This is a genomic window from Duganella sp. SG902 (genome assembly GCF_013376005.1).
GTDB lineage: Bacteria > Pseudomonadota > Gammaproteobacteria > Burkholderiales > Burkholderiaceae_D > Rugamonas.
Genome location: NZ_JABMJK010000006.1, coordinates 341,253 through 362,534 on the forward strand (window position 1 = coordinate 341,253; position 21,282 = coordinate 362,534).

20 protein-coding genes are annotated in these 21,282 nt (G+C 65.2%); 11 read left to right on the plus strand and 9 right to left on the minus strand.

From position 1 onward, the window contains the following. Positions 1–19: 19 nt before the first annotated feature. Both FHW83_RS15945 and senA read right to left on the minus strand, forming a co-directional pair. Entirely contained in the window at positions 20–1,300 is a 1,281-nt protein-coding gene (locus FHW83_RS15945; protein WP_176647328.1) for an amidohydrolase family protein, read from the minus strand. A 62-nt stretch (positions 1,301–1,362) separates the two neighbouring features. Beyond that, positions 1,363–2,556 carry a selenoneine synthase SenA gene (senA, locus tag FHW83_RS15950; RefSeq protein ID WP_304506226.1) on the minus strand — a complete coding sequence of 398 codons (1,194 nt, stop codon included), beginning with the start codon at positions 2,554–2,556 and terminating at the stop codon, positions 1,363–1,365. Between the two features lie 34 nt (positions 2,557–2,590). Here senA and senB point away from each other — a divergent pair, with 34 nt between their 5' ends. From senB to leuA, 3 genes are all read left to right on the plus strand, one after another. Continuing rightward, positions 2,591–3,574 (plus strand): selenoneine biosynthesis selenosugar synthase SenB, encoded by a 984-nt coding sequence (senB, locus tag FHW83_RS15955; protein WP_176647329.1) that lies wholly within the window; start codon positions 2,591–2,593, stop codon positions 3,572–3,574. A 15-nt stretch (positions 3,575–3,589) separates the two neighbouring features. Continuing rightward, positions 3,590–4,636: a selenide, water dikinase SelD gene (gene selD, locus FHW83_RS15960; RefSeq protein WP_176647330.1), complete on the plus strand. Its 1,047-nt coding sequence runs from the start codon at positions 3,590–3,592 to the stop codon at positions 4,634–4,636. A 346-nt stretch (positions 4,637–4,982) separates the two neighbouring features. Next, entirely contained in the window at positions 4,983–6,677 is a 1,695-nt protein-coding gene (leuA, locus tag FHW83_RS15965; RefSeq protein WP_176647331.1) for a 2-isopropylmalate synthase, read from the plus strand. A 118-nt stretch (positions 6,678–6,795) separates the two neighbouring features. Here the strand turns inward: leuA and egtB are convergent, their stop codons facing one another. Both egtB and egtD read right to left on the minus strand, forming a co-directional pair. Then, positions 6,796–8,040, minus strand: coding sequence for an ergothioneine biosynthesis protein EgtB (gene egtB, locus FHW83_RS15970; protein WP_176647403.1), 1,245 nt, complete (start codon positions 8,038–8,040; stop codon positions 6,796–6,798). 5 nt (positions 8,041–8,045) lie between these two features. Beyond that, entirely contained in the window at positions 8,046–8,993 is a 948-nt protein-coding gene (egtD, locus tag FHW83_RS15975) for an L-histidine N(alpha)-methyltransferase (RefSeq protein WP_229224221.1), read from the minus strand. Positions 8,994–9,175: 182 nt separating this feature from the next. On the opposite strand from egtD, the gene FHW83_RS15980 reads away from it, so the two are divergent. The 6 genes from FHW83_RS15980 (at position 9,176) to FHW83_RS16005 (ending at position 13,638) form a co-directional block, all read left to right on the plus strand. Beyond that, positions 9,176–10,036 (plus strand): putative selenate ABC transporter substrate-binding protein, encoded by an 861-nt coding sequence (locus FHW83_RS15980; RefSeq protein ID WP_176647333.1) that lies wholly within the window; start codon positions 9,176–9,178, stop codon positions 10,034–10,036. Continuing rightward, positions 10,037–10,855 (plus strand): phosphonate ABC transporter ATP-binding protein, encoded by an 819-nt coding sequence (locus tag FHW83_RS15985; RefSeq protein ID WP_176647334.1) that lies wholly within the window; start codon positions 10,037–10,039, stop codon positions 10,853–10,855. Beyond that, positions 10,855–11,703, plus strand: a complete 849-nt coding sequence (locus tag FHW83_RS15990; protein ID WP_176647335.1) for an ABC transporter permease — start codon at positions 10,855–10,857, stop codon at positions 11,701–11,703. The genes FHW83_RS15985 and FHW83_RS15990 overlap by 1 nt, the downstream gene beginning before the upstream one ends. Continuing rightward, positions 11,700–12,488 carry a phosphonate ABC transporter, permease protein PhnE gene (gene phnE, locus FHW83_RS15995; protein ID WP_176647336.1) on the plus strand — a complete coding sequence of 263 codons (789 nt, stop codon included), beginning with the start codon at positions 11,700–11,702 and terminating at the stop codon, positions 12,486–12,488. The genes FHW83_RS15990 and phnE overlap by 4 nt, the downstream gene beginning before the upstream one ends. Next, a complete protein-coding gene (locus FHW83_RS16000; protein WP_176647337.1) occupies positions 12,488–13,168 on the plus strand; it encodes an ABC transporter ATP-binding protein in 681 nt (226 codons plus the stop codon). Before phnE ends, FHW83_RS16000 begins: the two co-directional genes overlap by 1 nt. A gap of 182 nt (positions 13,169–13,350) precedes the next feature. Beyond that, positions 13,351–13,638: a hypothetical protein gene (locus FHW83_RS16005; RefSeq protein WP_008447145.1), complete on the plus strand. Its 288-nt coding sequence runs from the start codon at positions 13,351–13,353 to the stop codon at positions 13,636–13,638. 100 nt (positions 13,639–13,738) lie between these two features. On the opposite strand, the gene FHW83_RS16010 is transcribed toward FHW83_RS16005, so the two are convergent. Continuing rightward, complete coding sequence (locus tag FHW83_RS16010; RefSeq protein WP_176647338.1) at positions 13,739–14,341, minus strand: YdeI family protein; 603 nt, start codon at positions 14,339–14,341, stop codon at positions 13,739–13,741. Positions 14,342–14,351: 10 nt separating this feature from the next. After that, positions 14,352–15,620, minus strand: a complete 1,269-nt coding sequence (locus tag FHW83_RS16015; protein ID WP_176647339.1) for a hypothetical protein — start codon at positions 15,618–15,620, stop codon at positions 14,352–14,354. Positions 15,621–15,740: 120 nt separating this feature from the next. On the opposite strand from FHW83_RS16015, the gene FHW83_RS16020 reads away from it, so the two are divergent. Both FHW83_RS16020 and FHW83_RS16025 read left to right on the plus strand, forming a co-directional pair. Continuing rightward, positions 15,741–17,273, plus strand: coding sequence for a DUF1800 domain-containing protein (locus FHW83_RS16020; protein WP_176647340.1), 1,533 nt, complete (start codon positions 15,741–15,743; stop codon positions 17,271–17,273). 10 nt (positions 17,274–17,283) lie between these two features. Further along, on the plus strand, positions 17,284–18,456 hold the full coding sequence (locus FHW83_RS16025; protein ID WP_176647341.1) for a DUF1501 domain-containing protein: 1,173 nt from the start codon (positions 17,284–17,286) through the stop codon (positions 18,454–18,456). Between the two features lie 10 nt (positions 18,457–18,466). Here FHW83_RS16025 and FHW83_RS16030 read toward each other — a convergent pair whose 3' ends face one another. From FHW83_RS16030 to FHW83_RS16040, 3 genes are all read right to left on the minus strand, one after another. Further along, complete coding sequence (locus FHW83_RS16030; protein WP_176647342.1) at positions 18,467–20,167, minus strand: bifunctional diguanylate cyclase/phosphodiesterase; 1,701 nt, start codon at positions 20,165–20,167, stop codon at positions 18,467–18,469. Positions 20,168–20,231: 64 nt separating this feature from the next. Next, positions 20,232–20,795: a TetR/AcrR family transcriptional regulator gene (locus tag FHW83_RS16035; RefSeq protein ID WP_176647343.1), complete on the minus strand. Its 564-nt coding sequence runs from the start codon at positions 20,793–20,795 to the stop codon at positions 20,232–20,234. Positions 20,796–20,798: 3 nt separating this feature from the next. Beyond that, positions 20,799–21,266 carry a nuclear transport factor 2 family protein gene (locus FHW83_RS16040; RefSeq protein WP_176647344.1) on the minus strand — a complete coding sequence of 156 codons (468 nt, stop codon included), beginning with the start codon at positions 21,264–21,266 and terminating at the stop codon, positions 20,799–20,801. Between the last annotated feature and the right edge of the window lie 16 nt (positions 21,267–21,282).

Below are 21,282 nucleotides of genomic sequence, written 5' to 3' on the forward strand. Positions count from 1 at the left end.
GTGATGACCTGTCAGCCCATTACTGCTGGCGGATCACCGCGCCGCCCTTCATCACGAACGACACCTTGGTTAGTTCGGTGGCGTCTTCCGCGGCATTGCCCTTGACGGCGATGATGTCGGCGTACTTGCCGACGCTGATCGAACCCACACGGTCCTTCCAGCCCAACAGGTCGGCCGCGTTGATGGTGGCGGCCTGGATGGCCTGCATCGAGGTCATGCCGTACTTGGTCATGTAGTAGAACTGCTTGGCGTTGTCGCCGTGCGGATAAACGCCGGAGTCGGAGCCGAAGGCCATTTTGGCGCCGCCCTGGAAGGCCTTGCGGAAGTTATCGCGCTGCAGCTGGCCGATGACCTTCTCCTTCTCGATCGATTCCGGCAGCATGCCGGCCTTGATGCCCTCCTGCAGGATGAAGTCATCGTTGTAGATGTCCATCACGAGGTAAGTGCCCTTCTCCCTGGCCAGCTTGATGTTGGTGTCGTCGATCAGGCTTGCGTGTTCGATCGAATCCACGCCGGCGAGGATGGCGTCGTGAATGGCGCTGGTGCCGTGCGCGTGCGCGGCCACCTTGCGGCCCAGCTTATGCGCCTCGTTGACGATGGCTTGCATCTCTTCCAGCGTGTACTGCTGCGCACCTGGCTCATCGCCTTTCGACAGCACGCCGCCGGAGGCGCAGATCTTGATCACGTCGGCGCCATACTTGGCCATCTCGCGCACCTTGGCGCGCGCTTCCCATGGGCCGTCCGCCACGCCACGGCCGGTGAAGTTCGCGTCCGGCGGCAGCAGGTTCTCGTCGCAGTGGCCACCCTTGATGCCGATGGCGTAACCGGCGGTGCGCATGCGCGGGCCGATGAAATCGCCGTCGTTGATGGCGTCGCGCAGCGCCACGTCGCCAAAGCCGCCGGCGCCGACGTTGCGCACGGTGGTGAAACCGGCTTCCAGCGTCTTGCGCGCCGCCCGCACGCCATACAGCGCGGCGCGCGTGTCGGACACGCCCAGCGAGTTGTAGCCGCTCATGAACGGGTCGGCGGTCAGGTGGGTGTGCATGTCGATCAGGCCAGGCAGCACGGTTTGCGCCGACAGATCGATCAGCTGCGCGCCGGCCGGCACCTTGGTTGAAGCACTCGGACCGACCGCGCTAATGCGCTCGCCGGTGATGATGATGGTCTGATCCTTGAGCACCGTGCCGGCCACAACGTCCACCAGTTTGCCGGCGCGGATGGCGGTCACCTGCTCGGCCGCGCAGGCTTGCGCCGCCGCGCCCAGGACAGCTGCGGAGATCAGGAAGTGCTTCAGTTTCATGGAGGGCGCCCTTGTCGAGGTTTAAAACAAAAAGCATAGCAGAGCCCCCGCCAAATGCGAAGCTACCCGGGCCAGGCGCAGGTGCGGAAACCTGCAAAGATATCGTCGCGTTCCGGCAGGTAGAAATTACGGAATTTGGCCGAGCCAAAGCGCGACGGCGTGACGAACGACGCCCCGCGCAGCACCTGGTGCGTGTGGAACCACGGCTCCGAGTATTCAAGGTAGCGATCCGCCTTGAAGTCCGGATAAGGCTCGAACGGCGACGCCGTCCACTCCCACAGCTGCCCCCAGCGAAACGCCGGATGACCCGACAAAGCCGCGTATTCCCACTCGGCCTCGGTCGGCAGGCGGCGACCGGCCCAGGCGCAATAAGCCTGGGCTTCATATAGATTCACGTGCCGCACCGGCTCCGCGCCGGCCAGGGTGCACAGCTTCCCGAAGCGCACGGTGCGCCACTGCCCGCCGTCGCGCTGCCAGTAGCGCGGCGCCGAACGCTCCTGGCGCATCAGCCAGTCGGCGCCGGCCTGGCTCCAGAACTGGCGGTTGTCATAGCCGCCATCGGCGACGAAATCCGCATACTGGGCGTTGGTCACCAGTGTGCTATCCATGCGAAACGGCGCCACGTGGAAGGCATGCGACTGGCGCTCGTTATCGAACACAAAGCCGGTGCCGGCCTTGCTGCCCAGTTGGATAATCCCGCCGGGGAAGCTGATCTCCGACGGCGCAAACGCGCCCAGCACCTCGCCGGTCTGCGGCAGCGGCGTGGGCAGGCCCAGTGTCTGCAAGGTGTAGTGGAATGCCTCGCCATGCATGTCCTCATGCGCCAGCGCCAGCCGATATGGGTACAAGGCCTCGTCGGTATTAGCCTCGCGCGAGAGCTTGTCGAGCACGCGGTCCAGCACTTCGTGACAGTAGGTCTTGACGCCGCCGGTGCTGGGCAGATCCAGCGTCCAGCGGCTGCGGTGCGGCACGCGCGCGGAGTCGAACCAGTCGTCCCCCTTGGTCAGCAGGCAGTTGCCGTTGGCGTCCGCCGGATGGCTGGACGCGGCCTCGCGCAGAATAAACCATTCGGCAAACCACGCCGTATGACCCAGCTCCCACAGCGGCGGATTGATGATGCGCAGCTGCGGCACGCGCGTCGGCGCGTCCATGCCCGCCGCGACAAAACTATCGAACAGCGACAGCGTATAATCCCGGGCATGCTGAAGGGCTTCAGCCATCTGCTGCGAGGTGGCGTTCCTGAATGAAGAAGTCATGCGACGATTGTAACCACTTTCAAGCAAAACACCAGTGAGCCAAGCACATATCTGGATCGTCAGCCCCGCCTCCGCCCGCAACAACAATGGCAACTGGCAGAGTGCCAGCCGCTGGGCGCGATTCCTGCGCACGCGCCACCGCGTCACCCTCGCGCCGCAGTGGCCTGCGGAAGCGGAGACCCAGGCCCCGGCCGCGCCGCCCGACCTGTTGATCGCCCTGCACGCGCGCCGCTCCGCTCCCTCGCTCGACGCCTGGACGCGCGCCTACCCGACGCGCCCGTCCATCCTGCTGCTGACCGGCACCGACCTGTATCGCGACATCGAAACCGACGCCAGCGCCCAGCGCTCGCTGCGGCAGGCCGATGCCCTGGTGGTGCTGCAGCGGCATGGCCTGCAGGTCCTGCCCGCGTCGTTGCGCGCCAAGGCGCGGGTCATCCATCAATCGGCAGCCTCGCTGCGGCCCTTCGTCGGCCTGCGGCGCCACGCCGACATCTGCATGGTCGGCCACCTGCGCGAGGAAAAAGACCCGCTCACCTTCATGCGCGCGGCGGCGCTGGTGCGGGCGCCTTCGGCACGGCTGATCCACATCGGCGGCGCGCTGGAGCCAGCGCTGGCGGCGGCCGCGCAAGCCACCGCCGCCCAACATCCGCGCTATCGCTGGCTGGGCGCGATGCCGCACGCGGCTACGCGTCAGCGTCTCAAGCGCAGCCGCGCCATGGCGCTGACCTCGCACATGGAGGGCGGCGCCAACGTCATCATCGAAGCCGTGTGCGCCGGCGTGCCGGTGCTGGCCAGCGACATCGGCGGCAATCGCGGCATGCTGGGCGACGATTACGCCGGCTACTTCCCGGCTGGCGACGCCGCCGCGCTGGCGCGGCTGATCGACCGCGTCACCGAAGACCATGACTTCCATGCCATTCTGCGCGCCCAGTGCGACGCCCGCGCGCCGCTGTTCGCGCCGGCCGCCGAGCAAGCGGCGTTGCTGGAGTTGGTGGATAATCTGCTGCATAAGACTTAACCAAGGATGCCAACCATGAGCGACGCCCCCATCAAACTCACCTCCTTCTCGCACGGCGGCGGCTGCGGCTGCAAAATCGCGCCCGGCGTGCTATCCGAGATCCTGAAGAACTCCAACGGCTTCCCGGTGCCCAAGGAACTGCTGGTCGGGATCGAGACCGCCGACGACGCCGCCGTCTATAAACTGAATGACGAGCAGGCGCTGATCGCCACCACCGACTTCTTCATGCCGATCGTGGACGACCCGTACGACTTCGGCCGCATCGCCGCCACCAACGCCATCTCCGACGTGTACGCCATGGGCGGCACGCCGATCATGGCACTGGCACTGGTGGGCATGCCGATCAACAAACTGCCGGTTGAGACCATCGGCCAGATCATCAAGGGCGGCGAATCGATTTGCGCCGAAGCCGGCATCCCCATCGCCGGCGGCCACACCATCGACTCGGTCGAGCCGATCTACGGCCTGGTGGTCATGGGCCTGGTCCATCCCTCGAAAGTCAAGCGCAACGCGGACGCCCAGGCCGGCGATGTGCTCATTCTCGGCAAACCGCTGGGCGTGGGCGTGCTGTCGGCGGCGCTGAAGAAGGACGCGCTGGACGCGGCAGGCTACCAGGCCATGATCGCCAACACCACCAAGCTGAATAAACCGGGCAAGGCGCTGTCCGAGCTGCCGGGCGTGCACGCGCTGACCGACGTCACCGGTTTCGGCCTGCTGGGCCACCTGCTGGAGCTGGCGCGCGGCGCCAGGCTGGAGGCGCATCTGGAAATGAGCAAGATCCCGCTGCTGCCGGGCGTCGAACAACTGGCGCACGACGGCTATTTTACCGGCGCCTCCGGCCGCAACTGGGCCGCCTACGGCGCCGAGGTCACGCTGGCGGAATCGATCACGCCCGCCCAGCACTCGCTGCTGACCGACCCACAGACCTCCGGCGGCCTGCTGGTCTCCTGCGACGCGGCCAGCGTGGACCAGGTCCTGGCCCTGTTCCATCGCGAAGGCTTCGGCGAAGCCGCCGTCATCGGCCGCATGGCCGCCGGCCCGGCGCGTGTCAATGTAGCCTAAACGACAACCCCGCCAATTTCGCTTGACGACATCGGCGGGGATCGCTTACATTCTAGGAATGATCTCGCATCTGCACCTATCCGCTTTCCTGCTATCGCCTGCCAGCGCCCTATCGCTAGCAGCGCGTCTACTAGCGCGCGTTTAATCCGCGCCTCTGTTGTACCCCGGTGCCGGCCATAAGCCGCACTCGACTCCCCAAAATCAGGAAAGTTGTACCGATGCTCCCAGCTTTTTCGCACCTGCTAAAACTACCGATCGGTTGCCGCGCCTAGTGTCCCGTGGCCGCGCCGCAGCCTTTCGCCACATCGTTTAGCACACCCCACATACAGAATTCAGGAGCACTACCATGATGTTGCAGAACCCAGCGAGCAAATACCGCGCCTTCCCAGCCGTCCAGTTGACCGACCGTACCTGGCCCAACGCCGTCATCAGCAAACCGCCGATCTGGATGAGCACCGACCTGCGCGACGGTAACCAGGCCTTGATCGAGCCGATGAGCATCGAGAAAAAACTGCGCATGTTCGACCTGCTGATCAAGATCGGCCTGAAAGAGATCGAAGTGGGCTTCCCTTCCGCCTCGCAGACCGACTTCGATTTCGTGCGCAAGCTGGTGGAAGAAAAGCGTATTCCGGACGACGTCACCATCATCGTGCTGACGCAGTCGCGCGATGAGCTGATCCGCCGCACCGTGGAATCGTGCGTCGGCGCCAAGCGCGCCATCATCCACCTGTATAACTCGGTGGCGCCGGTGTTCCGCAAAGTCGTCTTCGGCATGTCGCGCGAGGAGATCACCAACATCGCCACCACCGGCGCCAAGCTGGTGAAGGAACTGACCAGGCAGCACCCGGACACCGACTGGGGCTACGAATACACCCCGGAATCCTTCTCCACCACGGAACTGGATTTCTCCAAGCATATCTGCGACGCCGTGATCGCCATCTTCGAGCCGACCCCGAACAAGAAGATGATCATCAACCTGCCGTCCACCGTGGAATGCAGCACGCCGAACGTCTACGCCGACCAGATCGAATGGATGTCGCGCAAGCTGACCCGCCGCGACTCGCTGATCATCTCGGTCCACCCGCACAACGACCGCGGCACCGCCGTCGCCTCGGCGGAACTGGCCGTGATGGCGGGCGCCGACCGCGTCGAGGGCTGCCTGTTCGGCAACGGCGAGCGCACCGGCAACGTCGACCTGGTCACGCTGGCGCTCAACCTGTACACGCAGGGCGTGCATCCGGGCCTGGACTTCTCCGACATCGACGAAGTGCGCAAAGTGGTCGAGGAGTGCAACCAGCTGCCGGTGCATCCGCGCCATCCCTACGTGGGCGACCTGGTGTTCACCGCCTTCTCCGGCTCGCACCAGGACGCGATCAAGAAAGGCTTCGCCAAGCAGGAAGCAGGCGCGATCTGGGAGATCCCTTACCTGCCGATCGACCCGCAGGACCTGGGCCGCAGCTACGACGCCGTCATCCGCGTCAACAGCCAGTCCGGCAAGGGCGGCATGTCCTATCTGCTCGAGCAGGACTATGGCCTGGTGCTGCCGCGCCGCCTGCAGATTGAATTCAGCCGCGCGGTGCAGGCCGTGGCCGACCAGACCGGCCTCGAAATCACCGCCGAAGGCATCTACGACATCTTCAGCAAGGAATACTTCGAGCAGTCCACGCCGTACGCCTACCAGTCGCACAAGATGGTGGAAGACACCAGCAGTGACGAGCCGGTGCAGATCGACATCGCCCTGATCCATCGCGGCGCGCCACTGGCGCTGCAGGGCGGCGGCAATGGTCCGATCGACGCCTTCGTCGACGCACTGGGCCTGGACATCAAACTGATGGACTACCATGAGCACTCGATCGGCTCGGGCGCCAACGCCAAGGCGGCGTGCTATGTCGAACTGCGTCTGGCCAACGGCCCGACCCTGTTCGGCGCGGCCACCGACAGCAACATCCTGACCGCCTCGTTCAAGGCCGTGCTGAGCGCCGTCAACCGCCAGCTGGCGCGCGTGGAAGCAGGCCAGGCGCAAGGCCAGGTAGCGGCATAACCCCACCCTAATGCCGCTAATCTAAGTTTTTTTGACCGCAAACTAACGAGCCGTCATTCCCGCGCAGGCGGGAATGACGGCTCGTACTTAGCGGCATAGGACCCGCCCCCGGAGTTGCTTAACCGTCGATCTGGCGGGCCAGGCGGATGCCGGTGAATTGCCAGCGGGCGCCGGCCGGGAAGAAGTTGCGGTAACTGGCCCGCGCATGGCCTTCCGGTGTCGCGCACGAGGAACCGCGCAGCACGTACTGGTTCAGCATGAATTTGCCGTTGTATTCGCCCAGCGCCCCCTCGGCCGCCGCAAAGCCGGGGTATGGCGCGTAGCTGCTGCTGGTCCATTGCCAGCAATGGCCGAACATTTGCCGAAGCCCGCCTCCCGCCCCCGCGCCGGCGGGATGCAGCGAGCCGGTTTCGATCGATGCCCGCCCGTGCGCGGCGGCGTATTCCCATTCCGCCTCGGTCGGCAGGCGCGCATCGGCCCAGTGGGCATAGGCGTCCGCCTCGAACAAGGATACATGCGTGACCGGTCGCTGCAAGTCCAGCGGCCGCGGACCATGCAGCGTAAACTCCTGCCACCCGCCCTGCTCGTCCTGGAACCAGTAGATCGGCGCTTTCAGGTTTTGCGCGCGCACCCAGTCCCACCCTTCGGCCAGCCACAGCGCGGCGTTGAAGTAGCCGCCAGCGTTGATGAAGGCCAGATACTCGCCATTGGTCACCAGCCGCGAGGCCAGCGCGAACGGTGCCACGTATTGTTTGTGGCGCGGAAGTTCGTTGTCGAAGCTGAAGCCGTCGCCATGATGGCCGATCTCCGCCAGGCCCCCCTCGAACGCCTGCCATGCCAGCGGCGCCGCGACCGCGGCGGCCGGCAGCGGTATCGCCATGTAGGCCGGCCGCAGCAGGCTTTGCGCCAGCAGGTGCTTGACGTCGGTCAGCATCAATTCCTGGTGCTGCTGCTCGTGCTGCATGCCCAGCGTGATTAGCATCGACAGCTCGGCGCGCCGCGCCGCATCCAGCTCACCCGCCAGCAGCCGCGCCATGCGTCCATCCACATTGGCGCGGTAGGCGCGCACCTCGGCCATCGAGGGCCGCGTCAGCAGGCCGCGCTGCGCGCGCGGGTGCTTTTCGCCAATGCCGTTGTAGTAGGAGTTGAACAGGATGCGGAACGCCGGATGAAACGGCGCGAAGCCGCGTTCCATGCGTTCCAGGATGAAGGTCTCGAAGAACCAGGTGGTGTGCGCCAGGTGCCATTTGATCGGGCTGGCGTCGGGCATCGATTGCGCGCCGCAGTCTTCGTCCGACAGCGGCTCGGCCAGCGCCAGCGTGTGTTTGCGTACCGCGTCGTAGCGGGCGCCCAGTTGGTCCATCATCCTCAAATCACCCGTGCGTGAATGACGGCGAACCAATTGTCTTCATCGGTCCACATGCGCGTGGTGGCGAAGCCGGCCCGCTCCAGCAAACCGACAAGGGACTGGCGCGTGTATTTGTAGCTGTCTTCCGTGTGTATGCGCTCGCCGCGCGCGAAATCGCGCTCGCCGCCACGCCAGCTCACCGTCAGCGGGCAGCGCGCCTCCAGGTGCATCTCGATGCGGCTATGCTCGAAGTCGAAGAAGGCCACGTGCTTCCACTGCTCGACATCGAAGTCCGCCCCCGCCAGATGGTTCAGGTGGCGCAGCATGTTCAGGTTGAAGGCGGCGGTCACGCCCAGCGCGTCGTCGTAGGCCGCATCCAGCACGGCGTGATCCTTGATCAGGTCGACCCCGATCAACAGGCCGCCGTCCGGCCCCGCGTTGGCGCGCAGCCCGCGCAAGAATTCCACCGCCTGCGCCGGCGCGAAGTTGCCGATCGAGGAACCAGGATAAAAGAACAGGCGGCGCCCAGTGTGCACGCTGTCCGGCAAGCTGAAGCCGTTGGAAAAATCCAGCCCCAGCGCCGTCATTTCAATCTGCGGGAAGCGCTGCCGCAATTGCGCCACGGCGCCCTCCAGGAAGTCGCGCGAGATATCGACCGGCACGTACTGCGCCGGCCGCAGCAGCGGGAACAGCGACGCCGCCTTGGCGCAGTTGCCCGCGCCCAGGTCGATCATGGTGGCGCCGGGGCCAATCGCATGCGCCATGTCGGCGCCATAGGCCTTGAAGATGGCGGCCTCGGTGCGGGTGGGATAATACTCGGGCAGTTCGCAGATCGCTTCAAACAGCTTGGACCCCAGGCCGTCGTACAGGAACTTGGGCGAGGTATGCGCCTTGGCCGCCAGCAGGCCGGCGCTGATTTCCGCGATCACCTCCGGGCTGCCATGGGCGGGCCGTGGCGGCGGCGGCATGTTGCTGTCTACGGGCGACACAACACGAATCGCCGGGGAGCGGGACATATGCATGGGATGCTCTGCCTTTATTCTGGGGGTCATCGGTGGAGATGATTTTTGCTATGATAGCCGAATATCCATTTTTGCAGCGCCGTACCAAAAGTTCCGTGCGTCCTTTCACACTCAAGGGGTAAATCACAATGAAAATCTCCCTCAAATCCGTTCTCGCCGCAGGCATGATGCTGGCCGCTTCCTGGTCCCACGCGCAATCGGCCGATCACGTGTTCCGCGTGTCCGCCATTCCGGACGAAGCGCCGACCGAGTTGCAGCGCAAGTTCAAGCCGCTGGGCGAGTACCTGGAGAAGAAGATCGGCATGAAGGTCGAGTTCACGCCGGTGACCGACTATGCCGCATCGGTGGAGGCGCTGATCAACAAGAAGGTGGACATGGTCTGGTTCGGCGGCTTCACCTTTGTGCAGGCCAATGATCGCAGCAAGGGCCAGATCACGCCGCTGGTGCAGCGCGCCGAGGATGAGAAATTCCGCTCCGTGTTCGTCACCACCAACAAGGGCATCAACAGCCTGAATGACCTCAAGGGCAAGACCCTGAGCTTCGGCTCCGAGTCCTCGACCTCCGGCCACCTGATGCCGCGCTACTACCTGCTGCAGGCGAAGATCAATCCGGACACCGATCTGAAACGCATCGCCTTCTCCGGCGCGCACGACGCCACCGTGGCCGCCGTCGCGGGCGGCAAGGTCGATGCCGGCGCGCTGAATATCTCGGTGTGGGAAAAACTGGTGGAGGCCAAGAAGGTCGATCCGGCCGTGGTGCGCGTGTTCTACACCACGCCCGGCTACTACGACTACAACTGGTCGGTGCGCACCGACATGAACGCGGACCTGAAGAAAAAGCTGACCGATGCCTTCCTCGCGCTGGACATCAACAAGCCTGAGGACAAGGTCATCATGGACCTGCAGCGCACCGTCAAGTTCATCCCGACCAAGGCGGAGAACTACAAGAACATCGAAGCGGCGGCCAAGAACGCCGGCCTGCTGAAGTAAATGCCGGCTTACCAACTGCAAAACCTCACCGTGCGCCACCTCGGCGCGCGCTCGTCGTCCGCGCTGCAAGCGATTAACCTGACCGTGGAACAGGGCGAGCAACTGGCCCTGATCGGCCCATCCGGCGCCGGCAAGACCACCCTGCTGGCGACGTTGTCGCTGTCCCACAAGCCGGCGGAAGGCAGCTTCCAGGCCTTCGGCACGGATCCGTGGGCGCTGGGCGAGGCCGCGCGCCACCGCCTGCGCGCGCAGTTGTTCCTGGCCCCGCAAACTCCGCCACTGCCGCCGCGCCAGCGCGTGGTGACGGCGGTGCTGGCCGCGCGCCTGCCGCAATGGAGCGTGTGGCGCGCGCTGGCCTCGCTGTTCAAGCCCGCCGATCCGGAAGCCGCATGGCGGGCACTGTCGCGCTTCAATCTTGGCGACAAACTGTATTCGCGCGTCGACCGCCTGTCCGGAGGAGAACGCCAGCGCTGCGGGCTGGCGCGTCTGCTGCTGTCGCCGGCCAAGGCGCTGCTGGTGGATGAGCCCTTGTCCGCGCTGGATCCAGCGCTGTCCGAGCTGACCCTGAACACGCTGCGCGAGGAAGCCAGCGCGCGCAACGCCACGCTGATCTGCAGCCTGCACCAGGTGGACCTGGCGCTGGCCCACTTCCCGCGCATCGTCGCCCTGCGCGACGGCCGCATCGAATTCGACCTGCCGCGCGAACAGGTCACACCGCAAATGATCGCCGCCCTGTACCAGGGCGAACAACCGGCCGCCAGCGCCCCCCGGCAAGACGACGCCATGGCGGTCAAGCTGGGCGTGGGCGCCTGCCTGTAATGGCCACCCAGCCCTCACCGGCCAGCCTGGCCGCCATCCGTCGCGATCCCGCCCTGCGCGGCCGCGTCGCCGCCATCGTCGTCGCGCTGCTGGTGCTGTGGCCAACGCTGGTGATCAGCGAATTCAAGCCGTGGATACTGCTCGACGAACAAAGCCTGGGCGCCACCGGCCGCTTCCTGACGGACTTCCTGGTGCCCGCGCACAGCGCGGAATTCCTGCAGATGCTGCTGCGCGAAACCTGGAACACCATGGCCATCGCCACCGCCGGCCTGGCGCTGGCCCTGCTGGGCGCCATCCCGGCCACGCTGGTGATCAACGAGCAGTTGTCGATCTCCGCGCTCGGCACCGGCCGCATGCGCCCCGCCGCGCGTGTGGTGCGGCAAGCGGTGCGCTGGCTGCTGGTGGTGCTGCGTTCGGTGCCGGAACTGGTGTGGGCGCTGCTGTTCGTGCGCATCATCGGCCTCGGGCCCACGGCCGGGGTGCTGGCGATCGCCCTCACCTACTGCGGCATGCTGGGCAAGGTCTACGCCGAGATCCTTGAATCGTCCGACGCCCACGCCAGCGACACGCTGCTGGCCAATGGCGGCGGGCGGCTGGCCGCGCTGCTGTACGGCGTGCTGCCGGAAGCCGCCTCGGAGCTGATGTCCTACACCGTCTACCGCTGGGAGTGCGCGATTCGCGGCTCGGTTGTGATGGGCTTCGTCGGCGCCGGCGGCCTGGGGCAGCGCATGGACGAATCGATGAAGATGCTGGCGGGCGCCGAAGTGGCCTCCATGCTGCTGGTGTTCGTGGCCTTGGTGGCGCTGGCCGACCAGTTCTCCAAAGTCCTGCGGAGGCGCCTCGGATGAACCACATGCCCAAGCCGCCGCGCCGCGACTGGACCGTCATCGTGCTGATGGCCATGCTGGCCGCGCTAGTCATCGCCAGCTTCGCCACGCTGCCATTGAAGTGGCGCGAATTCTTCACCGTGGAAGCCATCAACAGCAGCCTCGAACTGCTGGCCGGCTTTGCGCCGCCGGAGACCGGCCTGCCCTTCCTCGCCAAGACCTTCTGGGCCGCGATTGAAACGCTGGCCATGTCCGGCCTTGGCACGCTGCTGGCCGTGGCCTTCGGCCTGGCCTTCTCGCTGCCGGCCTCCGGCCGCTTCGGCGCCGCGCCGCGCGCCGCCATGCGCGCCGTGCTCAATGTGCTGCGCTCCATCCCGGAACTGGTGTGGGCCTCCATCATGCTGATCGCCGCCGGCCTTGGCCCGCTGGGCGGCACGCTGGCGCTGGCCGCGCACACCGCCGGTGTGCTGGGCCGGCTGTTTGCCGACTCGCTGGAAAACGCCGCGCCGCTGCCCGAGCAAAGCCTGCGCACCAACGGCGCCAGCGCCACCGCCGCCTTCCTCTACGCCACGCTGCCGCAAACGCTGCCGCAGATGATGTCCTACACCCTGTACCGCTGGGAGAACAACATCCGTGCCGCCGCCATCCTGGGCGTGGTGGGCGCCGGCGGCTTGGGCCAGATGCTCAAATACCACCTGTCGCTGTTCCAGATGCCGCTGGCCGCCACCGTCATCATCGCCATGCTGTTGCTGGTGGCGCTGGTCGATGGCGTCAGCTTTGCCATGCGCCGCGCGCTCACACGATAATGCTCGAACTACGCAACCTCTCCAAATCCTACGGCGGCCGGCCTGTGCTGGACCAGCTATCATGGACCTTCAAGGCTGGTGAATTCGTCGCCATCATGGGCGATTCGGGCGTCGGCAAATCGACGCTGCTCAATCTCATCGCCGGTCTCGATACGCCGGACGCCGCGCCCGGCGCGTCGCCGATCGTCGTCGACGGCATCCCGATGTCCGGCCTCGACGACGACGCCGCCACCAAACTGCGGCGTTCGCGCATGGGCTTCATCTTCCAGGCCTTCCACGTGCTGCCGCATCTGACCCTGCTGCAGAATGTGGCGCTGCCGCTACTCCTGAACGGTTTGTCCACGACACGCGCTGCGGAAATGCTGGAGGCGGTCGGCCTCGGCGGCCGCGAGCACGACTTTCCACATCAGATTTCCGGCGGACAAATGCAGCGCGTGGCCATCGCCCGCGCGCTGGTGCACCGGCCGGCGCTGGTCCTGGCCGATGAACCAACTGGTAACTTAGATCCTGATACCGCCGAAGCCATCCTTAACCTGTTGCAGCGCGAAATTAAAGCCACCGGCGCGTGCGCGATCATGGTGACACATTCGCAACTTGCTGCTAAAAAGACAGACAAAGTCCTACATTTATCTCGCAACGGCATACAAGAAACAACAATCGTCAATCCGTTTGCGCAATAACTAACATAATTTATTTAGCAAACCCTGCACTTTTTTTTTAACCGTAGTATTATTGAAAATAACTTGCATGGTTATCAAGAATGTTGAGTCGCGTACCACATTCGGACCAGAAAGAACTGTGGGCGCTAGCCTTGCCGGGAAACGTAACTTTATTAACGTTTAGAGCAAAGGAGGAGCAAACCATGAACGTACGGCAAAAGAAGCTGGAACTGATTGAAGCCATGAATCGTGCGCGGGCACTGGAGCCATCCAGTTTTGTCCCAAACAAGCTTCTTGATACTTTGATCGAAAAGATGAACTTGAAGAACGATGCAGAGTTGTGCCGGGTGCTGGAAGTTCAGCCTCCCATCATCAGCAAGATCCGACACCGCAAGCTGGCAGTAGGTGCGACGATCCTGTTGCGTATGCATGAGAAGTCAGATATCAGCATTCGCGAGCTGAAAGATCTGTCAACCGCGTCCATGCATTGATCGACCTAGTCTATCGTGCCATGCCAGGCGCCGGCATGCGGTATCCGGCGCCCCCTCAGCGCCTTAGCGACCAGCCCAAACCCCGCTGAACGCTAACCTCTCAACACTTCTCGTATTTCCAATTTCTCGACTTCCCCTCGGCGATCCACGCGATGGCTTGCTCGCGCCTGCGCGCGCGGGTGGCTTCGGTCTTCGCTTCCGTCAGCCACTCGGCATAGTCGCGCTGCTTGCTTGGGCTGAAGGCGTCGAAATGCCGGCGCGCGGCCGGCACCGCGTCCAGCGCCGCGCTCAGGTCATCGGGAATCTCCAGCGCGCGCGGCGTGGCCGGCTTGGCGCGCGCCGGCGCCGCCACACCGTCGTCATTCAGCTTCATGGCCTGCTTGATGTACCCTGCCAGCACCTTCTTCGATGGCAGATCCTTGACCGAGGTGATACGGCCGAAATGGCCCATCGCCTCGCGCTTGACCTCATCGTCCGCCATCAGCAGCTCCGCCTTCCAGAAACCGAAAGCGCAATGCGCCTTGAAGGAAGCCATGCTGCACATCATGCCCTTGTACATGAAGTGCGGGAAGCTCCATTTCATGGTCTCCTCCACCTCGGGACAGGCCGCATGCACCACCGCGCGCAGATGTTCCAGTATCGGCTGCGCGAAGTCGGCGGATTTGGCGATGTAGGCGTCGACGCGCGGATCGGTGGTGGGCATGGTGTTCTCTTTAAAAGTATTCCGGCTGATTCGCCGCCAGCTCGGCCTCGAATTTGTTGATTTTATCGAAGAGCACAAAACCGGGCACCAGGCGGCGGCCCGTGTCCCAGCAGCGCCAGGCACGCGCACTATCGTACTGCATCAGGAACATCTCGCCCAGATCCTCGTAGACGCCGGCCAACAGCGGGTTGGTCTGCAGCGCCTCGGTCAGCAGCCGCGAGGCCTCCTTCACCTGCTTCAGTCTTCCGCGCTGGCCAGCCTCGAATACCTTCAGCATATAGGTCTTGCGCGGCGCCTGCTCGCGCAAGGCGGCCAGTGTTTTCAAGGCGTTTTCGGAATCCTTGCCGGGATCGAGGGCGGCGAACAGCAGCTTCACCGACGGTGATGCGAGCGCCGCCTGCTTCACCTCGGGCGTCATCGACAGCGGCGTGCCATAACTGAGCCGGCACTCCAGCTTGCCCAGCACGGTATCGAGCACCTGCGCCGCGCCGACGTCGTCGCCGATGTCGCACGGGTACTGGCCGCGCAGCGCCGCCAGCTGCTCCGGCGTCAGCGCCGCGAGGCGATCGAACACGCCGTCGATGCCGCCGCCATCCCGCTCCGGCGTGTAGGGCTTGAGATCATAGGCTTGCGGCGGCACGCTGCGCACCGCGCTGACGTCCAGGCTCACACTGCGGTCGCCGCTCACAAAAAAAGTGATCTGCTGCGGAATAACGCTGCCCTTGGCGAGCATATCGAGCAGCTGCGGATGGCCGCCCTCGGCGTAGCGCAGGAAGCGCGCGAACTGCGCGGCATCGGCCGCGTCGACCTTGGCGCCGGCTTCGCTCCACGTGGCCAGCTTGACGCCGCCGATCGAGAAGGTGCGCAGGCCGCCGCCGTCCTGCTCCTCGACCACGCCCGGCGCGCCGGCGAGCAGCGACAGCTCGTTTTCCTGCAGCGGCATGCCCGGCATAGGCGTCCCGGCTTTGATCGCGCCCAGCGCCCCTTGTAAAACACGCCGGTTCTGCATTTCCCTCACCCGGAAACCCACCACGTCGTAGAGCGAGTAATCGACATACTGCTTGCGCGCCGTGTCGATGGCATACCGCCGCCGTGTCTTAAAATCGTAGATCATGCGCCCCTTGGGGGTATCGATCGCCAGGTAGCTGCCGCCCAGCGTCACATCCATTTGCGTGGCGCCCTCCTTGGCGGCGACACTGACGTGCAGGTTGATATCGGCCAGCGCCGGCGATGCCGCCAGCGCCAGCAGGACTGGAAAAATCAGCGTGGCGAGACGCATGCAAGCCTCCCTGGATAAAAATCCATCATAGATGAAAGCGGGCGCCGGCTTGTAACATTTCGTAGCACCATACACATGGTTCATATACCAAACGGCGGAATCTGGCATATTCTGCGAATTATGCATACTCGACCTATCGCCCGCTGCGTGGCCGCCCTGCTGCTGTTGGCCGGCTGCGCCACCCCTCCCACGCCACCGGCGCCGCCGGCGGATCCGGCGGCCCTGAGCCGCGCGCTGGATCGCGTCACCTGGGGCGTCAACATGACGACCTACCGCCAGGCCGAGAAGATCGGCTACGACGCCTGGCTGGAGCGGCAACTGCATCCCGCTCCGGCGCAGCTGCCCGCCGCGGCGCAGGCGCAGATCGACGCCATGACCATCTCGCAAAAGCCGCTGCCGCAATTGGTGAAGGAGCTGGAAGACCAGCGCCGCGACTACGACAAGGCCATGGTCGACGACGACGCCAAGAAGGCCGCGCAACGCGCCTACCAGCAGGAGTTGAACCGGCTGGCGAAGGAGGCCGCCACCCGCTCGCTGCTGCGCGACCTGTACTCCCCCAACCAGTTGCAGGAGCAGATGACGTGGTTCTGGATGAACCACTTCAATGTCCATCAGGGCAAGAGCAATCTGCGCGTGCTGGTGAGCGACTATGAAGAACAGGCGATCCGCCCGCACGCGCTGGGCAAGTTCCGCGACCTGCTGGCCGCCACGCTGCGCCACCCGGCCATGATCCGCTATTTGGACAACGAACAAAACGCCGCCAACCGCGTCAACGAAAACTACGCGCGCGAAATCATGGAGCTGCACACGCTGGGCGTGGACGGCGGCTACTCGCAGAACGACGTGCAGCAGCTGGCGCGCATTCTCACCGGCGTCGGCGTCAACCTGGGCGACAAGACGCCCAACGTCCGCAAGGACAAGCAGGACCAGTACGTGCGCAAAGGCCTGTTCGAGTTCAATCCCAATCGCCACGACTACGGCGACAAGGTGTTCCTCGGCCAGACCGTGAAGGGGCGCGGCCTGGCCGAAGTGGACGAGGCGCTGGACCGGCTGTGCCGCCATCCCGCCACCGCGCGCTACGTCAGCCGCAAGCTGGCGATCTACTTCGTGGCCGACGAACCGCCGCCGCAGCTGGTGGAACGCATGGCCGAGCGCTTCCAGTCCAGCGATGGCGACATCGCCGCCGTGCTGCGCGTGATGCTGACCTCCCCCGAGTTCACGCAATCGCTGGGCCGGAAGTTCAAGGACCCGGTGCACTACGTGGTCTCCGCCGTGCGCCTGACCTACGACGACAAGATCATCCTCAACGCCGGCCCGATGCTGAACTGGCTCAATCGCATGGCCGAACCGCTGTACGGTCGCCAGACGCCGGACGGCTATCCGCTCACGCAATCCGGCTGGGCCAGTCCGGGCCAGATGACCACCCGCTTCGAAATCGCCAAGGCCATCGGCGGCGGCGCGGCCGGTTTGTTCAAGACCGATGGCGCGCAGCCGCTCGAAAAGCCGGCCTTCCCGCAGCTGCAGAACGCGCTGTACTACCAGTCGCTGCAAGCGTCGTTGGCGCCGGCCACGCGCCAGGCGCTGGAGCAAGCCACCTCGCCGCAAGAATGGAACACGCTGTTCCTGTCGTCGCCGGAACTGATGCACCGCTAGGAGAAGCACCATGAAACGCCGCACCCTGCTCAAATCCCTGGCCGCCGCCTCGGCCGTGTCATTCGCCGGCCAGTTGTGGGCCGCGCCGGCCAGCAAGACGCGGCTGCTGTTCGTCTTCATGCGCGGCGGCTACGACGCCACCAGCCTGCTGGTGCCGATCTCCAGCCAGTACTACTACGAGGTGCGGCCCAACATCGCCATCGCCAGGACGGCGGTGCTGCCGCTCGACGCAGACTGGGGCCTGCACCCCGCCCTGCGCGACACCATCCATCCGCTGTTCACTGCCGGACAGGCGGCCTTCGTGCCGTTCGCCGGCACCGAGGATCTGTCGCGCAGCCACTTCGAAACGCAGGACAGCATCGAACTGGGACAGGCGCTGGACCGCAAGCGCGACTACCGCTCCGGCTTCCTCAACCGCCTGGCCGCCACGCTCAACGCCGACCGCGCCAGCGCCATCGCCTTCACCGACCAGCTGCCGCTGATCATGCAGGGCGAACTGCAAGTGCCCAACACCGCGCTGCGCAACGTCGCCAAGCCGGCGGTCGACGCCAGGCAGGCCCGGATGATCGCCGCCATGTACGACGGCACCGCGCTGGCGCAACCGGTGCGCGACGGCTTCACCGTGCGCGAGGATGTGATGAAGGACATGATCGGGGAAATGGACGCCGCCAACCGCAACGCCATCACCGCCAAGGGCTTCGAGCTGGAGGCGCGCCGCATCGCCAAGGTGATGAAGGAGCACTACAACATCGGCTTCGTCGACGTCGGCGGCTGGGACACCCACGTCGGCCAGGGCAACGCCACCGGCTACCTCGCCAACCGGCTGGAGGAACTGGGCAAGGGCCTGGCCGGCTTCGCGCAGGAGATGGGGCCGGACTGGAAGGACACGGTGGTGGTGGTGGTCAGCGAATTCGGCCGCACCTTCCGCGAGAACGGCAATCGCGGCACCGACCATGGCCACGGCACGGTGTACTGGGTGCTGGGCGGCGGCATCGACGGCGGCAAGATACGCGGCGAACAGGTGCGGCTGGAACAGCCCGCGCTGTTCCAGAACCGCGACTACCCGGTGCTCAACGAATACCGCGCCATGTTCGGCGGCCTGCTGGCGCGCATGTACGGCCTGAATGCCGGCCAGGTCGAGAAAATCTTCGGCACACCGGGGCGCGACCTCGGGCTGGTGTAGCCCGGCGCCTCTACGGCGCGCCGTGGTCGCGCAGCCAGTCGGTGGCGTCGTCCGGATTCAGCGCCGGTGAATACAGATAGCCCTGGAACGCGGTGCAGCCGGCATCGCCCAGGAAGGTGGCTTGCTCAATGTTCTCCACCCCTTCCGCCACCACGTTCAGGCGCAGGTCCTGCGCCAGCCGGATCACCATCCTGACCACCGCGTTGGCGTCGTCATTGCCTGGCACGCCGCGCAGGAAGCTCTTGTCCAGCTTGATGGTGTTGACCGGCAGCGCGCGCAAATAGCTGAGCGAGGAATAGCCGGTGCCGAAGTCGTCGAGCGACACCATGAAGCCGCGCAGGCGTAATTGCTCGATCATATGGCTGCCGTTGCGCTCCAGCTCGATGGCGTCCCGCTCGGTCAGCTCGATCTCCACGTCGCCGGCGGCCAGCCCGGACTCGGCCATCACGACGTCGATCTGGGCCAGATAGTCCTTGTCCAGCAATTCCTTGGCGCAGGTATTGATGCAGATGCGCAGCCCGCGCAGACCGGCGTCGCGCCAGTGCCGCAGTTGCGCGCAGGCGCGCCGCAGCACACCCTTGCCCAGCTCCGGCAAGGCGCCCAGCTCGCCGGCCAGGCCGATCACGTACTCCACCGGCTGCTGGCCGAGGAAGTCCGGCAGCCGCAGCAAGGCCTCCATGGCGAACGGACGGCCATCGGCCGTCAGGATCGGCTGGTACTCCAGCCAATAGCTGCCCGTGCGCAGCACGTGGCGCAGCTCGTTGTGGTCGGCGCTTTTGCGATGGGCGATCTCGTCCAGCGCCTGGGTGTAATAGTGATAGCGGTTGCGGCCGGCGTTCTTGGCATGGTACAGCGCCAGGTCGGCCTTCTTCAGCAGCGCGTCGGGCGAGGTGGCATCCACCGGGCATACGGCGATGCCGATGCTGGCGCTGATCTTGATCTCGCGCCCATTGATCATGAACGCCTGCGCCATTTCCTGCAGCAGCTTTTCCGCCAGCACGCCGCCGCTGGCGGGCGACGGCGCGTACGGCTGCAACAACGCGAACTCGTCGCCGCCAAGGCGGGCGATATAGTCGCTCTCGCGGCTGACGGCACGGATGCGCTGGGCGGCCTGCTGCAGCAACTGGTCGCCGGCCTGGTGGCCGAGCATGTCGTTGACCTCCTTGAACTGGTCGAGGTCGACCATCAGCAACAGCAGTTGCTGCCCGGTGCGCTCGGCCAGCGACACCATCTCCGAGCGGCGCGCGTCGAAGGCCGCGCGGTTGGCCAGGCCGGTCAACACGTCCACCGTGGCCAGGCGGCGTATCTCGTCCTGCGCCAGCTTGCGCTCGGTGATGTCGCGCAGGATTTTCAGGTAACCGGACGGCTGACCGTCGCCGCCCGGAATCGGCGTGAGCACGCCGTCGGCCCAGAACATGGAATGGTCCTTGCGCTGGTGCCAGCGGTAATCGGAGGCGCGGTCACACTTGGCGGCCAACTCCATCTCCAGCCACTGTTCGCCATCGCGCTGGTCTTCCGCGGTGAACAGGCAAGCGACGTTCTGGCCGATGATCTCGTCCGGCGCGAAGCCGAAAATCAGCTCGGCGCCAAGGTTCCAGCTGGTGACCCGGCCCTGCGTGTCCATGGTGAAGATGGCGAAATCACGCACGTTCAGGTAAATCTGCTGCAACAGGATGTCCGGCGCCAGGCCGGGAGCGATTACATTCGTCAACGGAGGTGTCATGGCGGTGCCCGGCTGGTCTAAACTCGGTTAGACCGCGACGGCGCCGCTGAGTTCACCCGGCAGTCAGCAAGCGCTGCCGCATGCGCCGCAGCGCCCGCATGAAAAGGTCCGGCTCGTCGGCCGCGCGCGCCAGCACCAGCGCGCCCTGGATGCCGCCCACCACGTCCTCGGCCAGCGCCAGCGCGGTGTCGGCGTCCCGCCCGCCGCGCTGGAGCGCCGTGGCCAATGCCTGCACCCACTCGGCAAAATACGCTTGCACCTTGACGGCGAAGCGCTCGCGCTCATGCCCGAGCGCGAACACGCCCACCAGGCAGACCTTGCGGCCCGACAGGAAATAGCGGCCGACCGCGGTGAACATGCGCTCCACGCCCTGCGCCACGTCCTCGGTGGCGCGCAGCGGCTGGAACACTTGCTGGCGGAACCAGTCGTCGATCTCGCTCAGCACGGCCTCCGCCATCTCCTCCTTCCCGCCCGGGAAGAAGTTATACATGCTGCCCTTGCCCATGCCCGTCCCCTCGGCGATCCGCGCCAGGCTGGCGCCTTCAAAACCGTAGGTGCGGAACACTTCGGCCAGCAGCGGCACGACGTCGCGCCGCTCTCCCATTACTCGTGGCATTGCTCAGAAACCAAAATCGCTTAATCCCGGATGGTCAGCCGGGCGCGGTGCGTTGATATCCCAGTGGAACTTGCGGTCGGCGGCGGCGATCGGGTGCTCGTTGATGCTGGCCAGGCGGCGCTGCATCAAGCCGTCTGGGGCGAACTCCCAGTTCTCGTTGCCGTAGGCGCGATACCACTGGCCGGAATCGTCATGGTATTCGTAGGCGAAGCGGACCGCAATGCGGTTGCCGTCATGCGCCCACAGTTCCTTGATCAGGCGGTACTCCAGCTCGCGCGTCCATTTGCGCTTGAGCAGGCCGATGATCCCGGGGCGGCCGGTGACAAATTCGCCGCGATTGCGCCAGTAGCAATCCTCGGTGTAGGCCAGCGCCACCTTTTCGGGGTTGCGCGTGTTCCAGCCGTCTTCGGCGGCGCGCACTTTCTGGGCGGCGGTTTCAAGGGTGAACGGCGGTAATGGGGGGCGGGTCATGATGATTTCCTTTAGT